This is a genomic window from Candidatus Nitrotoga sp. BS (genome assembly GCF_927797785.1).
Classification (GTDB): domain Bacteria; phylum Pseudomonadota; class Gammaproteobacteria; order Burkholderiales; family Gallionellaceae; genus Nitrotoga.
The window spans coordinates 20885-37294 of record NZ_CAKMLL010000045.1; the positions used below are offsets into that span (position 1 = coordinate 20885).

At 53.6% G+C, this 16410-nt stretch carries 17 protein-coding genes; 4 read left to right on the top strand and 13 right to left on the bottom strand.

The window, feature by feature from the left end:
* The first annotated feature begins 366 nt into the window (after nucleotides 1–366).
* Nucleotides 367–945, top strand: coding sequence for a hypothetical protein (locus MJ769_RS04660; protein WP_239234716.1), 579 nt, complete (start codon nucleotides 367–369; stop codon nucleotides 943–945).
* A gap of 230 nt (nucleotides 946–1175) precedes the next feature.
* Here MJ769_RS04660 and MJ769_RS04665 read toward each other — a convergent pair whose 3' ends face one another.
* The 8 genes from MJ769_RS04665 to MJ769_RS04700 all read right to left on the bottom strand — a co-directional run bounded on the left by MJ769_RS04665 (nucleotide 1176) and on the right by MJ769_RS04700 (nucleotide 7944).
* A complete protein-coding gene (locus MJ769_RS04665; RefSeq protein WP_239234718.1) occupies nucleotides 1176–1433 on the bottom strand; it encodes a hypothetical protein in 258 nt (85 codons plus the stop codon).
* A gap of 145 nt (nucleotides 1434–1578) precedes the next feature.
* Entirely contained in the window at nucleotides 1579–1884 is a 306-nt protein-coding gene (locus MJ769_RS04670; RefSeq protein ID WP_239234720.1) for a HigA family addiction module antitoxin, read from the bottom strand.
* A gap of 9 nt (nucleotides 1885–1893) precedes the next feature.
* Nucleotides 1894–2154, bottom strand: coding sequence for a type II toxin-antitoxin system RelE/ParE family toxin (locus MJ769_RS04675; protein ID WP_239234722.1), 261 nt, complete (start codon nucleotides 2152–2154; stop codon nucleotides 1894–1896).
* Between the two features lie 273 nt (nucleotides 2155–2427).
* A complete protein-coding gene (locus MJ769_RS04680; protein ID WP_239234724.1) occupies nucleotides 2428–2619 on the bottom strand; it encodes a hypothetical protein in 192 nt (63 codons plus the stop codon).
* Nucleotides 2620–2908: 289 nt separating this feature from the next.
* Nucleotides 2909–4090, bottom strand: coding sequence for a pyridoxal-phosphate-dependent aminotransferase family protein (locus tag MJ769_RS04685; RefSeq protein WP_239234726.1), 1182 nt, complete (start codon nucleotides 4088–4090; stop codon nucleotides 2909–2911).
* A gap of 43 nt (nucleotides 4091–4133) precedes the next feature.
* Entirely contained in the window at nucleotides 4134–5384 is a 1251-nt protein-coding gene (gene glcF, locus MJ769_RS04690; protein WP_239234728.1) for a glycolate oxidase subunit GlcF, read from the bottom strand.
* 5 nt (nucleotides 5385–5389) lie between these two features.
* A complete protein-coding gene (gene glcE / locus MJ769_RS04695) occupies nucleotides 5390–6454 on the bottom strand; it encodes a glycolate oxidase subunit GlcE (RefSeq protein WP_239234730.1) in 1065 nt (354 codons plus the stop codon).
* On the bottom strand, nucleotides 6454–7944 hold the full coding sequence (locus MJ769_RS04700) for an FAD-linked oxidase C-terminal domain-containing protein (protein ID WP_239234732.1): 1491 nt from the start codon (nucleotides 7942–7944) through the stop codon (nucleotides 6454–6456). The genes glcE and MJ769_RS04700 overlap by 1 nt, the downstream gene beginning before the upstream one ends.
* A 322-nt stretch (nucleotides 7945–8266) precedes the next feature.
* Here MJ769_RS04700 and MJ769_RS04705 point away from each other — a divergent pair, with 322 nt between their 5' ends.
* Both MJ769_RS04705 and MJ769_RS04710 read left to right on the top strand, forming a co-directional pair.
* On the top strand, nucleotides 8267–8581 hold the full coding sequence (locus MJ769_RS04705) for a UBP-type zinc finger domain-containing protein (protein ID WP_239234734.1): 315 nt from the start codon (nucleotides 8267–8269) through the stop codon (nucleotides 8579–8581).
* Nucleotides 8578–10386 (top strand): FAD-dependent oxidoreductase, encoded by a 1809-nt coding sequence (locus MJ769_RS04710; protein WP_239234736.1) that lies wholly within the window; start codon nucleotides 8578–8580, stop codon nucleotides 10384–10386. Before MJ769_RS04705 ends, MJ769_RS04710 begins: the two co-directional genes overlap by 4 nt.
* 345 nt (nucleotides 10387–10731) lie before the next feature.
* On the opposite strand, the gene nhaA is transcribed toward MJ769_RS04710, so the two are convergent.
* On the bottom strand, nucleotides 10732–12561 hold the full coding sequence (nhaA, locus tag MJ769_RS04715) for a Na+/H+ antiporter NhaA (RefSeq protein ID WP_239234738.1): 1830 nt from the start codon (nucleotides 12559–12561) through the stop codon (nucleotides 10732–10734).
* Nucleotides 12562–12625: 64 nt separating this feature from the next.
* On the opposite strand from nhaA, the gene MJ769_RS04720 reads away from it, so the two are divergent.
* On the top strand, nucleotides 12626–12922 hold the full coding sequence (locus MJ769_RS04720) for a hypothetical protein (RefSeq protein WP_239234740.1): 297 nt from the start codon (nucleotides 12626–12628) through the stop codon (nucleotides 12920–12922).
* Between the two features lie 39 nt (nucleotides 12923–12961).
* Here MJ769_RS04720 and MJ769_RS04725 read toward each other — a convergent pair whose 3' ends face one another.
* The 4 genes from MJ769_RS04725 to MJ769_RS04740 all read right to left on the bottom strand — a co-directional run bounded on the left by MJ769_RS04725 (nucleotide 12962) and on the right by MJ769_RS04740 (nucleotide 16408).
* Nucleotides 12962–13249: a ferritin-like domain-containing protein gene (locus MJ769_RS04725; RefSeq protein ID WP_239234742.1), complete on the bottom strand. Its 288-nt coding sequence runs from the start codon at nucleotides 13247–13249 to the stop codon at nucleotides 12962–12964.
* A gap of 121 nt (nucleotides 13250–13370) precedes the next feature.
* A complete protein-coding gene (locus MJ769_RS04730) occupies nucleotides 13371–14702 on the bottom strand; it encodes a magnesium transporter (protein ID WP_239234744.1) in 1332 nt (443 codons plus the stop codon).
* Nucleotides 14692–15582 carry a magnesium transporter MgtE N-terminal domain-containing protein gene (locus tag MJ769_RS04735; RefSeq protein WP_239234746.1) on the bottom strand — a complete coding sequence of 297 codons (891 nt, stop codon included), beginning with the start codon at nucleotides 15580–15582 and terminating at the stop codon, nucleotides 14692–14694. The genes MJ769_RS04730 and MJ769_RS04735 overlap by 11 nt, the downstream gene beginning before the upstream one ends.
* A 10-nt stretch (nucleotides 15583–15592) precedes the next feature.
* Nucleotides 15593–16408: a mechanosensitive ion channel family protein gene (locus MJ769_RS04740; RefSeq protein ID WP_239234748.1), complete on the bottom strand. Its 816-nt coding sequence runs from the start codon at nucleotides 16406–16408 to the stop codon at nucleotides 15593–15595.
* Between the last annotated feature and the right edge of the window lie 2 nt (nucleotides 16409–16410).

Genomic DNA, 16410 nt, shown 5'->3' on the forward strand with positions numbered 1-16410 from the left:
AGAAGGCCGGGTTCTCGCGGCGACTGACAAAAGACAAGTACATTCGCGCCTGTCACCAGGCCAAGTGTGAGTGGGATGTTGGGCTTCATTTTATTCAGTCCAACCTTGTATAATCAAAATCATTCTAATTCTGGTTGAAATCACCTGTAGAGTCAGAGTTTCACTGGGGAAGCCGTCCCAACCTGAAGACAGACCTCATCGTCTGAGCTTGTCGGTAGATTGGCTCCCCACCTTATTCGCCAATACCGCAAAGTATCCCAGGCTTTGAGCCTGTATTCGCAAGGATGGAAGGTGCTTATTCAGGGTCAGGGAACCAGTGCTACCGGGCTCATGGAAGTTATTTTTTTGAAAATGAAAGTGTAAAGGATGAAATTAACTTTTTTATTTTTAGCAAGTTTTGGATTGGTTGGGGCATCAGGCCAGGTTGTAGCACAAACCTATAACTGTAAAAGCCAATCCGGACAAATTTCTTATTCAAACTCTCCTTGCACCGATAAAAATTCCACGGTGAAGATCATGAAACCATTTCCTACAGATCAAACTGTATCTGTACAAACATCGAGCAATGCTCAACCTCCACCTTATTCGCGGTATTTAGACGCAAAAGTAGATGAAGCTATTGGCACCAAAGATTATCGTTTAGCTAGGCAACTTGCATTGACATCAGATCATTGGAGAAAAATTAGAGAGGCTGAAAAAAATGATGCGGCAGTCAATATGGGAAAAACACCTGCAGATATCCTATTCGAGAAATCTAAAACAGAAGAGTGCGTGAGCGCTAGACGGAGCCATGAGCTAGCAGCTGGTTCACATAGGGATAGTAACGATGCTTTTATCGAAGCTAAAAGAATATCTATGTATTCTGCATGTGGAATGCCTGAGCCAGCCAGGCCGAATATACTTATTAATCAGACTGGTATAAATAAATATAGAATCAATCGGTAGGCAGTACAATATCTCACTCACGCCTGGCCTTGATGGCAGCCCGAGTAGGGCGCAATCGTTATTGCGCCGAATGAAATGAAATATGCAGGAATGGGTGATTTGTAGAAAATAAAGAGGCCAGGTTCAAATTAAATTGTCGGAAGGCCTCTCGTAACCCTTAGCCCCACGGGTTGATGACTTCTAATCCGGGGTAGTCGAAATCTTTTTGGTTGCGCGTGACCAGGCGTAGTTCATGATGCAGAGCGGTCTGCGTCCAGCATGCTGGGCATAGGCCGTCCCATCTTTGCAATCAGTCTGCCCCAGCGGTCTGCCACCTGAATATTTATGGGTAGTACTCTGGTTTCGAACCAGCCAGCCAAGTCGTGTTCGAGCCACAGGCGGCGCTTTTCGCGGCGCGCGTCGTCCGGCATTTGTTCAACACCTTTGCGGATTTCTTCCAAGGTCAATACGCTGATGTGCAGGGCTTCGGAAGGGATGTTTCGAACCACGCCAAGACTGCTTTGGCGAGCTTGGGGCGCACCAATTCCGAAATGATGTTGGTGTCGAGTAGATAACTCATAGCTTTATTTTGCGTGTGAGAGTTTGCTCGCGCGTAATTTCAAGATCGCTGCCCGCGAGCGGCAACATCGAGAATCAAGCCGATACCTGGTTGTCGGTGAGGCATTGGATATTCAACAGCACATCGTGAAGTTTATCCGCAGCCTGCCATAGATCGTGTCTCGATTGCATGTCCACCCACAACTGAGCGCCATTACCTAGCAATGCACCCAGACGTAGCGCCATTTCCGGGGAGATGCCGCTACGCTCTGCCAGTAGCGCATGCAGGGTTTGGCGCGAGACTCCAAGATTGCGAGCAAAGGCGCTTACAGACATTCCCAAGTCTGGCAGAACGTCTTCGCGCAAGATCGCGCCGGGGTGCGTTGGTTTACGTGTCCGCATATGCCTCTCCTAGTGATAGTTTTCCAAATTGATCCGTAGCGCATTCTCGCCTTCCCATTCGAATGTAATACACCACGGCCCATTTACATGCACGCTGTATCGCTTGGGCTTGCCCTGTAAGAGATGAAAGTCGAAGCCCGGAAGATTCAACACGTCCGGTTTTTTGGCGGTGTTGATAGCATCCAGTCGCCGCAATGCGCGTCCCGCCAAGGCTTGCTGCACCTTAGCGCTCTTACCTTTCTCGAAAAGCTCTTCCAGTCCCTTGTGCATGAACGATTCAATCATGAGACAAACTGTAAAGCATTCATTTACACAAGTAAAGCACGGCGGTGCGTGGGGATAAGTGCTCCGTGGCTGTATAGCCAAGCGCTAGCTTGGTTTCTTGATTATGGATTTTGCTAGGTTATCGTTGATTTCGTTGTGACGAGGGACGGGTTGGGATTATTTGCTCTGCTGGTTGGTGTACCTGTCATGCCGATCGCCGTGACAGATGAGAATGCATCCCATATCTTCAAGCGCCTTGACCAAGTCACGCCTTTTCATTTATGCAACCATCAGCTCTTCAACCTTGTGAATATATGGCACATGCCCCGATTCCAGATCATTCAGCAAGTCCTTCAGATTTTCGGCAAGCTCTTCCTTATGCATTCCCTGAGTTTGGTAGTCTGGGTATTCATTCAGAAAGCCGACAAAGAACTCGCCGTCCTGCCAAAATGTAAATTTAAATGTTCGCATAATCAATCTCCTTATGACGGCAATATTAAGCGCTTTTTCGTCAAAAGCAAGGATGGGTTGCAATGTTGTTTTATTGAACAAACCACCGGTATCAACGTTTGCTCATATATATCCTCATGCGCCATGAAAAATCCCCCTTTGTTTCAGCACAAAGGGGGATTCCGGAAAGCCAATATTACGGCATTTACTGATTAAAAATGCCTGTGACACCTCATGACTACTCACTCACATCACAATTATGATATTTGTGGCCTTCAATACCCTTTGAGAACCACATAAACTAAATAAATCAGCCTGCCAATACTTTTTGCGCTGCAGCGACTGCCACGCCATGCTGAACCGGTGCCTTCATTCTGCCTAACACGTCATCCAGCGCACCGAGACATACCAAAATATTGCTCTGATTGCTGGCGTAACCCATCAACCCTATGCGCCACACTTTGCCGGCCATTACACCCAGACCCGCACCAATTTCAAGTTGATAATCGTTTAGCAGAGTGGAGCGCACAGCGGCATCGTCCACGCCATCTGGAATAGTAAGTGCATTCAGCTGTGGCAGACGCTCAGATTCTGGCACCACAAACTTCAATCCCATCGCTTCCAGACCGGCGCGCAGGGCAAGATGGTTTTTCGTGTGGCGAGCCCATGAATTTTCCAGGCCTTCTTCTTGTAACATCACCAATGATTCATGCAGGCCATAAAGCGCGTTGATCGGCGCGGTGTGATGGTAAGCACGTTTTGTTGAACCGCCCCAATAGCTCATGACCAAATTCAAATCCATGAACCAGCTTTGCACTTTGCTCTTGCGGTTCTTGATTTTCTCAAGTGCGCGTGCGCTGAAGCTGACTGGTGAAAGCCCGGGCGTACAGGAGAGGCATTTTTGCGTGCCGGAATAAATAGCGTCAATTTCCCATTCGTCAACCTTGAGTGGCGAGCCGGCGAGTGAGGTGACTGCGTCCACGATGACCAAACAATCATGTTTGTGAGCAAGCGCCGTCAAGGTTTTGGCGTCGGACATAGCGCCAGTAGATGTTTCTGCGTGCACAAACGCAACGATCTTGGCGTCAGGATTAGCTTTGAGTGCTTCTTCCAGTTTTTGTGGGTCAACTGCGCGTCCCCAATCATCCTGCACCATTACTGCAATACCACCGCAACGTTCAACGTTTTCCTTCATACGTCCACCAAAAACACCGTTCTGACATACGATGACTTTGTCGCCGGGTTCGACCAAGTTGACGAAACAGGTTTCCATTCCGGCCGAGCCTGGGGCGGAAACGGGCATAGTCAATTCATTTTTAGTCTGGAAAGCGTACTTTAACAGCTCTTTCATTTCGTCCATCATGGAGACGAACATTGGATCAAGATGGCCGATAGTGGGGCGCGACAAGGCCTCCAATATACGCGGGCTGACATCCGAAGGGCCTGGGCCCATTAAGATTCGTTGCGGGGGGTGGAACGATTTTATTGCCATACTCTTTCTCCTTGAGGGTTACGATTCATTTAATTGCGACATTTTAACTTTTTTCACTGCTGTCAGTCGGCCCTTGTTGAGAAAATGGTTGCAATAGCTCAATCCAATGTTTCACCGGTAAACGGGCTGCACTTTCCAAATGTAGCTGGCAGCCGATGTTGGCGGTGGCGATAACCTCGGCTGCGCCCTGTTGCAGCGCACCCAATTTATTCTCCAATAGCTGCTGCGACAGCACTGGTTGCATCAGGGTATATGTGCCTGCGGCACCACAGCACAAATGGCTGCCAGCAACTGGTGTCAGCGTGTAACCGCAGTTTTGCAGGATCTTTTCAACAACGCCAGACAGCTTTTGCCCATGCTGCAAGGTGCAAGATGACTGATAAGCGACGCGCACACCTTTGCCGACATCGGTCAAGGCACTCAAATCTTCGCGAATCAGGATTTCGCTCAAGTCGCGTGTCAGTTCGCTGATGCGTGCTGCCTTCGCGGCATAGTCTGGATCGTGTTTCAACGTTGCACCGTATTCTTTCACCATCAGGCCGCAGCCACTGGCGCTCATTACGATAGCCTCTGCACCTTGCTCAATATATGGCCACCAGGCATCAATATTGCGGCGCATCATGTCATGCGCCCCATTAATATCAGCCAGGTGCTGGTTCAGGGCACCACAGCAGCCAACTTTGGGGGCGCTGATTAAAGATATACCCAGTTTATCCAGCACACGGGCAGCAGCAGTGTTGGTGTTCGGCGCACTCAGCGATTGCACACAACCTTCCAATATCAGCATGCTACGCGGATGAATCTCAGACGGGCGAGCTGACTGTGCCCGTCGTTGAGGCGGGATTTTACGTTGCAAAGAGCGCGGTAAAAATGGGCGCACCACGCGGCTGATGCCAAGCACCAGCGCAAAACGCTTGGGATATGGCAGCACTGCCAGCAGACTGCGTCGCACAATTTTCTGCCACAACGGACGCGGTGCGCGCTCCTCAATGACCTGCCTCCCTATATCAATCAAACGGCCATATTGCACCCCGGAAGGACAGGTTGTTTCGCAGGCGCGGCAGGTCAGGCAACGGTCCAGATGCAGTTGCGTCTTCTCGCTGGATTGATTGCCTTCCAGCATTTCTTTGATCAGATAAATACGGCCACGTGGCCCATCCAGTTCGTTGCCGAGCAATTGATAGGTGGGACAGGTGGCGTTGCAAAATCCGCAGTGCACGCAAGAACGCAGGATCGCATTGGCTTCGGCAATGTCGGGATTAACAAGGCGTTCAGGAGAAATGGCAGTTTGCATATGATTTACAGGTTGGCGTAAATGCGCCCCTGGTTAAAAATCCCGTGTGGATCAAAACTGACTTTCAGGCGCTGATGAATGACAAGCAAGGGCGCGGCGAGCGGCTGAAATATTTCTCCATTGTGTGCTCCGCCACGGAACTGGGTGACATGCCCGCCCACATTAGCAACGCGTTCGCGTATTAACGCAATGGGTTCGTCACTCACTAGCCAACGCTGTGCACCACCCCAATCGAGCAACCATTCGCCGGTAATTTCTAAAGGGGGCACGGCAGGTTTTACCATTACGCGATACAGCGGATTCGCAGAGTCAAAAAATGGCAGATGATGTTCGCGTAAAGTGTGCCAGAAGGGATCTGACTTTTCTAACATTTCGCCACCCAAATGCTCATGGGCATGCTTGACTGCTTGCTCGCTGCCGGACAGACGCAGATAACAATGCCCCGCATGATAACAGGCCGCATCCACCGGAACGGGTTGGGACAGCAATTGACTCATTTTTCTGATGGCCTCAGCTTGAGTACATTCCTCTATCAGAGTGCGACTCGCCGCCGGGCGCGGCAGTACTTTCAAGCTGATTTCCAGCAACACGCCCAGTGTGCCGTATGCACCGACCATCAGGCGCGAGACGTCGTAGCCCGCCACGTTTTTTATCACCTGACCACCGAAGCGCATTATCTCGCCCTCGCCATTAATCAGTTTGCAGCCCAATACAAAATCGCGGGCGGAACCATAAAAAGGACGACGCGGCCCAGATAGACCGCAGGCAATGGTGCCACCCAAGGTGGCGTTTTCTCCAAAATGGGGCGGCTCGAATGCCAGCATCTGCCCGGCTTCTGCCAACGCAGTTTCAATTTCTTTGAGCGGCGTACCACTGCGTGCAGTCAAAACCAACTCGCGCGGATCATGTTCAACAATGCCGCAATGGGCGCTGATATCCAGAATTTCGCCGTGCGATTCTCGTCCTAAAAACGCTTTGCTATTGCCGCCTTCGATCTTGAGCGGTGCCCCATTACCAATGGCGCTGTGCACCTGATGTTGAAGTGTCTCGCTGATATCGCGCTCCAACATCAGAAACGTTCCAGCTCGGGATGAGGCAACTGACCGTGATGAACGTGCATGGCGCCAAATTCTGCGCAGCGCTGCAAGGTGGGCACGGCTTTCCCGGGATTAAGCAAGCCGTCGGGATCGAAAGCAGCTTTAACCGCGTGAAACTGGCTGAGTTCAGCCGCTTTAAACTGGATACACATCTGATTAATTTTTTCCATGCCGACCCCATGTTCACCAGTAATAGATCCGCCTACTTCAACGCACAGTTGCAAGATACGCTGGCCGAATTCTTCGGTGCGAGCCAATTCGCCATCCTTGTTGGCATCGAACAAAATCAGTGGATGCAGATTGCCGTCTCCGGCATGAAACACATTCGCCACTGGCAAGCCATACTCTTCCGACCATAAGCTGATCTGGCGTAATACATGCGGCAATTGACGACGTGGAATCGTGCCATCCATGCAGTAATAATCCGGCGAAATACGCCCCACTGCGGGAAAGGCGGATTTACGACCCTTCCAGAATAACTGTCTTTCTGCTTCGTTAACGGCTGTGCGCACCTCGGTCGCGCCGCTCTGGTGCAATATTTCGCGCACTTCCATGACGTGCTCGGATACTTCCGCATTGGTGCCATCCAGCTCGCACAGCAAAATCGCCTCTGCGTTACAGGGATAACCAGCATGCGCAAAATCCTCTGCCGCCTGAATGGCTACCTTGTCCATCATTTCCAGACCAGCCGGAATAATGCCGGCAGCGATTATCGCCCCGACCGCTTCTCCGGCTTTGAAGACATCATCAAATGCCGCCAGCAAAACTTGCGCGCGCTCCGGTCTGGCCAGTAGCTTCACGGTAACCTCGACGATTACCGCCAGCATGCCCTCCGAGCCAGTCATTAATGCCAGCAGATCATAGCCCGGAGAATCCAGAGTTTCAGCGCCGATGGTCAGCAACTCTCCCTCCATCGTCACCACTTTCAGCATCAGAATATTGTGGACCGTCAGGCCATATTTCAGGCAATGCACCCCGCCGGAATTTTCCGCGACATTGCCGCCTATGGTGCAGGCAATTTGCGAGGAAGGATCAGGTGCGTAATACAAGCCATGCGCGGCGGCAGCCTCAGAGATTGCCAGATTGCGCACACCCGGTTGCAAAGTGGCCATCGCATTTTCCGGGTCGATATGGAGTATGCGTTTAAATTTTGCCAGACTCAGCAGCACGCCATTAGACAAAGGGAGCGCCCCACCGGACAAACCGGTGCCTGCACCGCGTGCCACAACGGGCACCTGCAAAGCATGGCACAGGCGCATGACGGCCTGCACCTGCGCAATAGTTTCAGGCAAAGCCACTACCAAGGGCAGACGGCGATAAACCGATAATCCGTCACACTCGAACGGACGTAAATCTTCTTTGTCGGTGAGTACGGCCTCTGGCGGCAACAGCTTTCGCAGCTTACGGATCAGATCCTCATGTACGTCATGATTGCATGGCAATCCATCTTCTGATACTGACATGAAAAATTATTATAGAAAATTAACAGGATACGGGATTTCAGCAGAGTTTGACACGAAATGCAACCGGCATTGCCCCTATCAATCCTATTATACAGGCTATGACACGGACGTTTTCTCCAGCCAGTTTGGCGGGTTGAGCTAAATGGCATGAAGCCCAATTTATCACCTGACGACTGGCACAAATGTGCTGGCCTTTTGCCAGTCGCTGTGAGAATCCTGAGCAATCATGGCTTTCAGCGTTTCGCCCTCTCATTTAGCCGGGCAGCAGTGTCGGAACAATATTTCCTCATGATATGATCGCTTGAAACTTATGGGAGGTTGTATGGCTTGTACGCATCTTGATAGCATTCGAGAAGTTACACCCTCTGCGGAGGGTTGCGAGAATTGCCTGAAGACCGGAGGCAAATGGGTGCAACTTCGCGTGTGCCGCCAGTGTGGCCACGTCGGCTGTTGTGATAGTTCGACAAACCAGCATGCGACCAAGCATTTTCATGCGACAGGACATCCGATCATGGAGTCCTACGACCCCCCTGACCCGTGGGGCTGGTGTTACATCGATCAGGAAATGCTCGATTTTAGCGGTAACCAGACCGCACACCCTTCGTCGGTTCCTTTCAAGAATCAAAAGCGGCAATGAAAGAAGTCACTGACGGTTTGTTCTCACGAAATTCTAGTCAAGTAGACGACGCTTCAGCAAATGCGGCAGATCCGCCCTTGTCTTCAAAGCTGGTATCGCGTCGCGCGCAAATGTTTCCCAAGCTTGTCCCCACAGAGATTAATCGCTTAAGGCGATTTGGCAAGTTGCAGACGTGGCAGCCGGGTGAACTATTAATTGATCCCAGCACGCGCGGAGTGGGCATGTTTGTCTTGCTGAGTGGACGCGTCCTTATTACACGCAAAATCGGTTTTGGCGACGAAACGCCGATTGTTGAACACGAACCTGGTGATTTTTTGGCAGAAATCTCCCAACTTTCGGGCCGTCCCGCACTTGTCTATGGGCGTGCGCTCGACATAGTCGAAACGTTGCTGATAGATCCGCCTTCGTTGCGCGCCGTGGTTATAGCCGAGGTCGAGCTCGGAGAGCGCATCATGCGAGCCCTGATCCTGAGGCGCTTGGAATTGATTGACACCGGTGGAGGCGGCCCGCTGCTGATTGGTACTCCCGGCAGCGCGGGTATGGTGCGGTTGGAGGGGTTTCTTTCAAGGAACGGTCATCCTTATCTGGCGTTGGATCCGATGCTGGATAGCATCGCGGGAGAAGTGATGAAGCTTCATCAGCCGCTTCCAGACGAATTGCCGCTGGTTGTTTGTCCCGATGGAACAGTTGTTAAATGCCCTACCGAAAGGGAGCTTGCGCGTCACCTCGGCTTGTATGTCGAGCTGAGCCCAGACCGTGTCTACGATGTTGCGATCGTTGGCGCCGGCCCCGCTGGTCTGGCCTCCGCCGTATATGCAGCATCGGAAGGGCTTTCTGTGCTTGTGCTCGATACTCATGCGTTTGGCGGTCAGGCGGGCGCAAGTTCGAGAATCGAAAATTACCTGGGTTTCCCGACCGGGATTTCCGGTCAGGCGCTCGCCGGACGCGCTTATGTTCAGGCGCTGAAATTCGGTGCTGAAATGGTGGTGCCCGTTGAAGTGATGTCGCTCGATTGCACTCGCTTTCCACGCGCGATTCAGCTCGATTCTGGCGGACAGGTTTTTGCTAAAGCTGTTGTCATCGCGACAGGCGCAAAATATCGTCGTCCTGACATTCCCGGGCTCGAGAAATATGAAGATCGCGGCGTTTATTACTGGGCATCGCCGATCGAAGCGGCGCTATGCTCACAGGAGGAAGTCGTGCTTGTAGGTGGCGGAAATTCGGCTGGCCAGGCAATCGTATTTCTGGCCAGCCATGTGGCACACGTCCACCATTTGATTCGCGGCTCCAACCTTGAAAAAAGTATGTCGAAATATCTCATTGACCGTATCGGATTGCTGCCCAACGTCACGCTCTATACGGAATCAGAGATTGTGGCAATTGAAGGTTCCGAAGAAGGCGTGAGTGGCGTGAAGTGGCTCAATCGTAAAGACGGCAGTAAGCATACTAAATCCGTCCAGCGTATTTTTTTGTTCGTGGGTGCCGATCCGAACACAGACTGGCTCGATAGTTGCGGTGTCGAACTCAATGATAAGGGATTCGTTTGCACCGGGATCGATCTGTCGCCGGTCGACAACGTGCAGTTGACGCACCTGAAAAAGGATCATCATCCACTGCCGCTTGAAACGTCGGTAGCGGGGGTATTCGCGATCGGTGATGCGCGTGCCGGCTCAACAAAACGTGTCGCCGCCGCTGTGGGTGAAGGCGCCGCAGTGGTCGCCCAGGTGCATGCCTGGCTTGCATCGCATGAAACTATTCCGGCGCAAGCCGCCGAGCATGACAATCCCTTGGGGCGTGTTAACTGATGAGTCGTTTGCAGCTGTGGTCCTGTGCCACGGTAATAAAGCGTTCCGTGAAAACACGCTTGAGAACTTTTGTGCTGTGACAGATGCGGGGAAGCCGCCGAAGATGACGGTGTGTAAGACCACTTCGAACATTGTGAACATGTCTGCCAACCACTCGCCACCTAGTTTTGCTGGAATTTCCGCAATAACTTCCTGTATTAAAATCGATCATATTTGGCACTTCTGTCGCTTTGTGTTTGCAATCTAAATATACGATGACTGATTTATGAGCGTTGCCATTATTGGTAATTGCACGAAGTGGTAGCTGCCTTCCATCAGGCCAATGGAGAGAAAATAATTGGGACGTTAATCAACTGACTTGGCCGGAGCACTATAAAGCAATGCGGTGCCAACGCAGGCGGCGATAACCGAAGCGGCAAAAACTGCAATCTTTGCTGCGGCGAAGTCTTCCTCCGACGCAAATGCCTGGCCAGCAACGAATAAGGACATGGTAAAACCAATACCGGCAAGCGCAGCAGCACCGATCAAATGGCGCCATGTATATGCATCTGGCTTCCTGGCGATACCCATACGCACAGCTATCGCCGCAGCTGCGCCCATTCCCAATGGCTTACCTATGATTAAGCCTGTCATGATCGCCAAAACCAAACCCGAATGGGTCTCAAATATATCTGTTGACATGACAACACCGGCATTTGCCAGTGCAAAAAGTGGGAGTACCACGTAGCTTGACCGGTTACCCCACTGACGCAGCAATCGATCTGCTGGCGATTCCAACCGGTCATGAACAGCGTCAAGAGCGGATATCGCTGACAGTGAAGGTCCGAGCCGCAAGACATCACCGCCATAGCGCATGTCCGCATCGAGAATGGTATTCGCTTGCGCCATTAATGCCTTGAGATTGGGCGGTGGTCTCGTGGGAATAAACATCGCCAATACGACACCAGCAAGAGTAGCGTGCAATCCGGCAGCGTGAATAAACGACCACAACACGATGCCGACACACACATACGGCGAAAGGCGGTACACGTGGGCGCGATTGAGTAACGCCAGCACACCCGTCGTGGCGGCTGCGGCGACAAGGTAAGTGACTTGTATATCTGCAGAATAGAAAATCGCGATGACAAGAATTGCGCCAATGTCATCTACAATCGCTGCGGCGGTCAGGAACACGCGCAATTCCACTGGCACACGTGAGCCCAACACCGCGATCACCGCAATCGCGAAAGCGGTATCCGTCGCCATGGGAATACCCCAGCCGTTTGACCATGGGCCTTCTGGAATGACCCAAATATAGAGTAGTGCCGGCACCGCCATGCCACCTATCGCAGCTGCGATCGGCAACGCAGCAGAACGGCGATTGGCCAGGTGACCCACCGTAAACTCACGTTTTATTTCCAGACCGACCACCAGAAAGAAAAGCGTGAGCAAACCGTCATTGACCCAGTGATGGATTGACATTCCAAACGAAAACTTGCCGAGCGTGAACTCAAAAGGTTGTTCCCAGAACTCGTTGAAGGCATGGCCAAGTGGGGAGTTGGTTAGAGCCACGGCCACCAGCGTCGCAAGCAGTAACAGTAATCCGGCGGACGGCCCCCATCGCAGAAAATCTAATGTCGCAAGTTGAGCCCGATGACCCGGAGTTCGAAGCATTGCGTCGCTTAGCGCATGCTGATCCCATGGCCCTTCGTAGCGGCGACCGTTGATGAAAAATGTAGGTGTGACGAGGACGCCGCTGGCATCCGCACTCCTGACGTCGCCGTCCACCCTTGCGCGGGCTTCATCGGTGGCCGAGTCAGGTATTTGATGGTCGTTCTGTTCTTCCAGTCTGGCATTGACGGCGCCCAAATCGTCTTCCGTCAACAGGTTGGAGCGAGTCATGAGTTCGAGGTGCATCGCCCAGAACTGTTCCTCATTTTGAGCGCGTTCTACCAACTCGGCCGCGCGACGAGCGATATCGCTATCCGTTATTGGCCGATGACGAAAAACATAGCGTAAGCGATTTCCAAATTCGTCACGCAAGCCGGCAATGACTTCATTCGCAGCACGGCAACTTGGACAGTCATAACCGCCGTATTCTACGAGCGTAATTTCCGCATCCTCAGGACCCAGGACATGATCAATTTGCTGATCGACGGGCCGATCAAGCCTATTGCTTCGTTCGCTCGGAATCATACGCGTGGCTCCAGTATCCGCAGTTTTTTGGGAGGGTGGTCATAGTCGTCTCCTAAGATTGAATATGATGGGCTACTTGGCAGTCGAAACCTTGGTGCCTGCCTCCCATTTCGTCAAGCGGTTTCCGCTATTCCGTGAATTGCGCCAGGACAACGCCACTCAGCAGAAGCTCTTTGATGTGCTGGTCCATGTCATTTTGTCCTCAATTAGTCAAAATAATCTCAAGACTCAATACGGTTCGGATAGCGCGCACGTTTGGCCTGGTGAGTGGCACGAATATGCTTGTGTTTGGCCAGTCGCCGCGAGCAACAAGCCTTATGTGCCTCCCGTTGTATCGGCTCGTTGGCAACACATTGGTTAATTCAGCCCCCTGTGATGTTGGGCTTATTCGTTATGTATTTTATTTGTGAGCTATTGGTTTATCCGTAAACAAGTAATCTTTTAGCTCTTTATCAAAACGAGGGTCTTGCCTTCTGATCCATTCAAGAACCATTGCTGCATGCTCTTTTTCCTCGTCTCGATTATGAGCAAGAATCGCTTTTAAGTCCTCATTTTTGCATGCATCAACTCTTTGATTGTACCAATCTACTGCCTCAAGCTCTTCCATGAGTGATGTAATTGCTCTGTGCATATCTCTCGTTTCATCGGTAAGTTCATTTATGGATTCGTGATAGCCTTCATTAGACATTTTTATCTCCTTGATAAATTATGTTGGGATTGCGACGCGTATTATATAAATCAAGTCAGCATGCTATGCAAGCTATGTGAACTGTATTTAGCTCGGCAGGTTGGGCTGCCAAGGCGGCACCTCAGCCACCGATATCCATCAACAAAGGCGCGAACAATGCTGCGATACCGAGGAAGGAGAAGAAGCCGACGATGTCGGTCACTGTGGTGAGAATGATCGAAGACGCGGTGGCCGGATCCTGACCGATACGTCGCAGCAATATCGGTACCAGAGCACCGGCCAGGCCAGCAGCGAACATCGAGATTACCATCGCCAGCATGATCACGCCAACTAACGCCAGGGAGCGGCTCCATACGAAGACCACCAGCCCGGTAGTGGCTGCCACCGCGATGCCGTTCATGACGCCCACCAGAGCTTCCTTGCCCACAACGGCCGGCCAGTGACGCAGACTTATTTCACGAAGCGCCAGGCCGCGCATCGTAACGGCCAGGGCTTGCGCGCCAGCATTGCCCGACTGGCCGGCGACTACCGGCAGCAGCACCGCTAGCGCAGTAATTTGCGCGATGGTGGTTTCGAACAACCCCACCACGGCTGAGGCAAGAAAGGCCGTCAGCAGGTTGATCTGCAACCATGGCAGGCGCTTTTTCACCGCGAACATCGGTGACGACAACGCACGTTCGTCCGGGCTGGCGCCGACCATGGTCTGGATGTCGAGACTGGTCTCTTCCACGACGGCAGCCATCAGTTCGGCCTGTCGGATGACACCGATAAAACGTCCGCTGATATTGACAACCGGCAACACGGTGATCGGCTGCTCCTGCAAGGTCTCAACCACCTCCTCGCGCGGATCCAGATCACCGACCTGCGCAACGATGGCGCGTGTAATGTCGGACAGCGGCAGATCACGGTTGGCGAGCGCCAGATCCTGCACTTCGACGCGGCCAGTCAAGCGCCCGTCGTCGTCGACGACGAAAAGTTCGCGCAGACCGCTACGCCGTAACTGGCGCAGCCGCTCGACGGCTTCGGCGACTGTCATGCCGCTACGCAGAGGGCTCACGCGCGGATCCATCATTCGGCCAGCGCAGTCCTCCGGGTAGGCGAGCAGGCCACGTAATTCGTGCGCCACCTCCGCGTGCAGACGCTTCAGCCATGCCTCGCGCTGCGCCGCATCCAGTTGCGTGAGCGCAGCTATGCTGACCACCGGCTCGGCCTCGGCCAACAGGTGCTCGGCCAGCGGTACAGGCAATTGCTCTAGCACCTGCACCGCCACGTCCGGCGCCAGTGCCTGCCAGGCACGCAAGGCTGCGTGCGGCGGCTGCCCAGCCAGTAGCACGGCAGCTTCGTCGGTCGGCATGGCTTCGAACAGGCGCGCCGCTTCCTGCGGGTAGTCAAGCAAGAAGCGGTGGGTTAGTGCTGCGTCGGCCGGCTCCATGAACAGTGTGTCAGCTGCCATTCGAAGACCTCGTTGCGCTGGTATCCACTTCGTTTAGCGGTAGCGCCGGTGCTACTCGAGGCAACAGGAAAAGCCCGCCATCAATCAAGCCGGACAAGGCCTGCCAGTAACCGCGCGTGAGCATCCCCGCCAAGCTCGCATCGCCCTCGCTTCGGATGCCGGGCGATGTGGCTTGTTTCAGCGCCCGAGCCAGTGCATCGCGTGTGAGCACGCCCACAAGTCGATGGTTCGTCTCCACCACCGGCAATAGTGAAAATTGCTCCCAGCCAGGATGTTCTGCCGTGCCCACGAGTGGCGCATGGGCCGCCAGCACGACGCTCGGGCGTCGCATCAGCGTGGCCAAGGTGGTCTCGCCCGGCGCCTGTATCAGCGCCTGGAGAGACACCGTACCCGCAAACCGGAGCTCGCCGTCCGCGACGAACAGCAAGGGGTGCGCGGGCGGTGCCACACGCACGTGCGCCAATGCATCGGCGGCGCGTGTCTTGGCACTCAGTGTGACCACGTCCGGATCGGCCCAGGCACCCAGCGTGTCTTCGGCATAACCGAGCAACAGGGTCGAGGCCAACGCTGCGACGGTTGGCAACCCGCTAATAAGGGTCTGCCTCCGCAGCTCCGGCAAGTGGCGCAGAAGCGCCACCGTCGGCTGGGTACCCATATTGGCCAGCAACTCCAGTGTGCGTGCATCTTCCAGTGCCGCAATATAAAGTGCCGCCCGATTGGGTAGCATCGCAGTCAACACTGCGGCCCCTACCCGCGCTGGTACGCGGGCAAACAACTGTGCTGCGTCGCCTGCGGGCAGTGCTTCAAGCACGCGTGCGGCTTGCGCCGGGTGCCCGCGCATGAAAGCTAAGCTGAGTGGATGATCTCGTGACTCCGCCATCGCGCGCCGCTCAGTTGGCATCCGTGCGGGCGAAGATCACGATCGCTTCGTCATGATAGACGCGACCGGGCAGCAGAATACGGCCGTTGTTAGTCTCGAGCACTAATGAAGTGGCTGTGACATCGACGATGTACCCTTCGTGGCCAGCGACGAGCACGCGCTGTCCGAGTTGCAACGCCTGACGCATGTAGAACGCGCCGATCAGGTTGGCGACGTAGCCGCGCGCGCCCAAGCTGACAGCAAGTGCCACGCCGCCAAGCACCGTTGCCACGATAACCGCAGCCAGGATTGCAACCCACGTGACCTTAAGTCCGACCTGGTCTGCCCCGACCAACAGCGCTACCGCCAGCGTCGCGCCTTGTGCAAGGCGCGACAGCGCCCGGCGCTGTGGCGGTGCCAGCCGCGTGGCGGTGGCCTGCACAAGATCGCCGAAGAAGCCGGACAAGACGAATCCCGCGACAACTATCAGCAGCCCGGCAGCCAGAGCAGGCAGATGCTCGAGTAATCGTGCCAACCAGTCCGTGAAGTATTGCAGTCCGAGCATCTGCGTCGCTGCAGTGACGAAAAACAACAACACCACCCAATACACAACCCCGCCGAATACAGCGGCCGAGCGCCTAACATCCCAGCGGGACTGCCCTGTGCTGCGACTTACCAACGAGTCCAACAGCGTGACAGCTCGGCGGGTAGCGATTCGCAGCAACCGAGCCAGCGCCCAGCCAACCAGCAGCAGCGCAAGGGCCCCGAGAAACTGTGGCAGGTGCTCCATCAGCCGTTCAGCCGAGGCAGTAAACATGCGATTCAGCGAATCTGTAAAATTGTCCATGG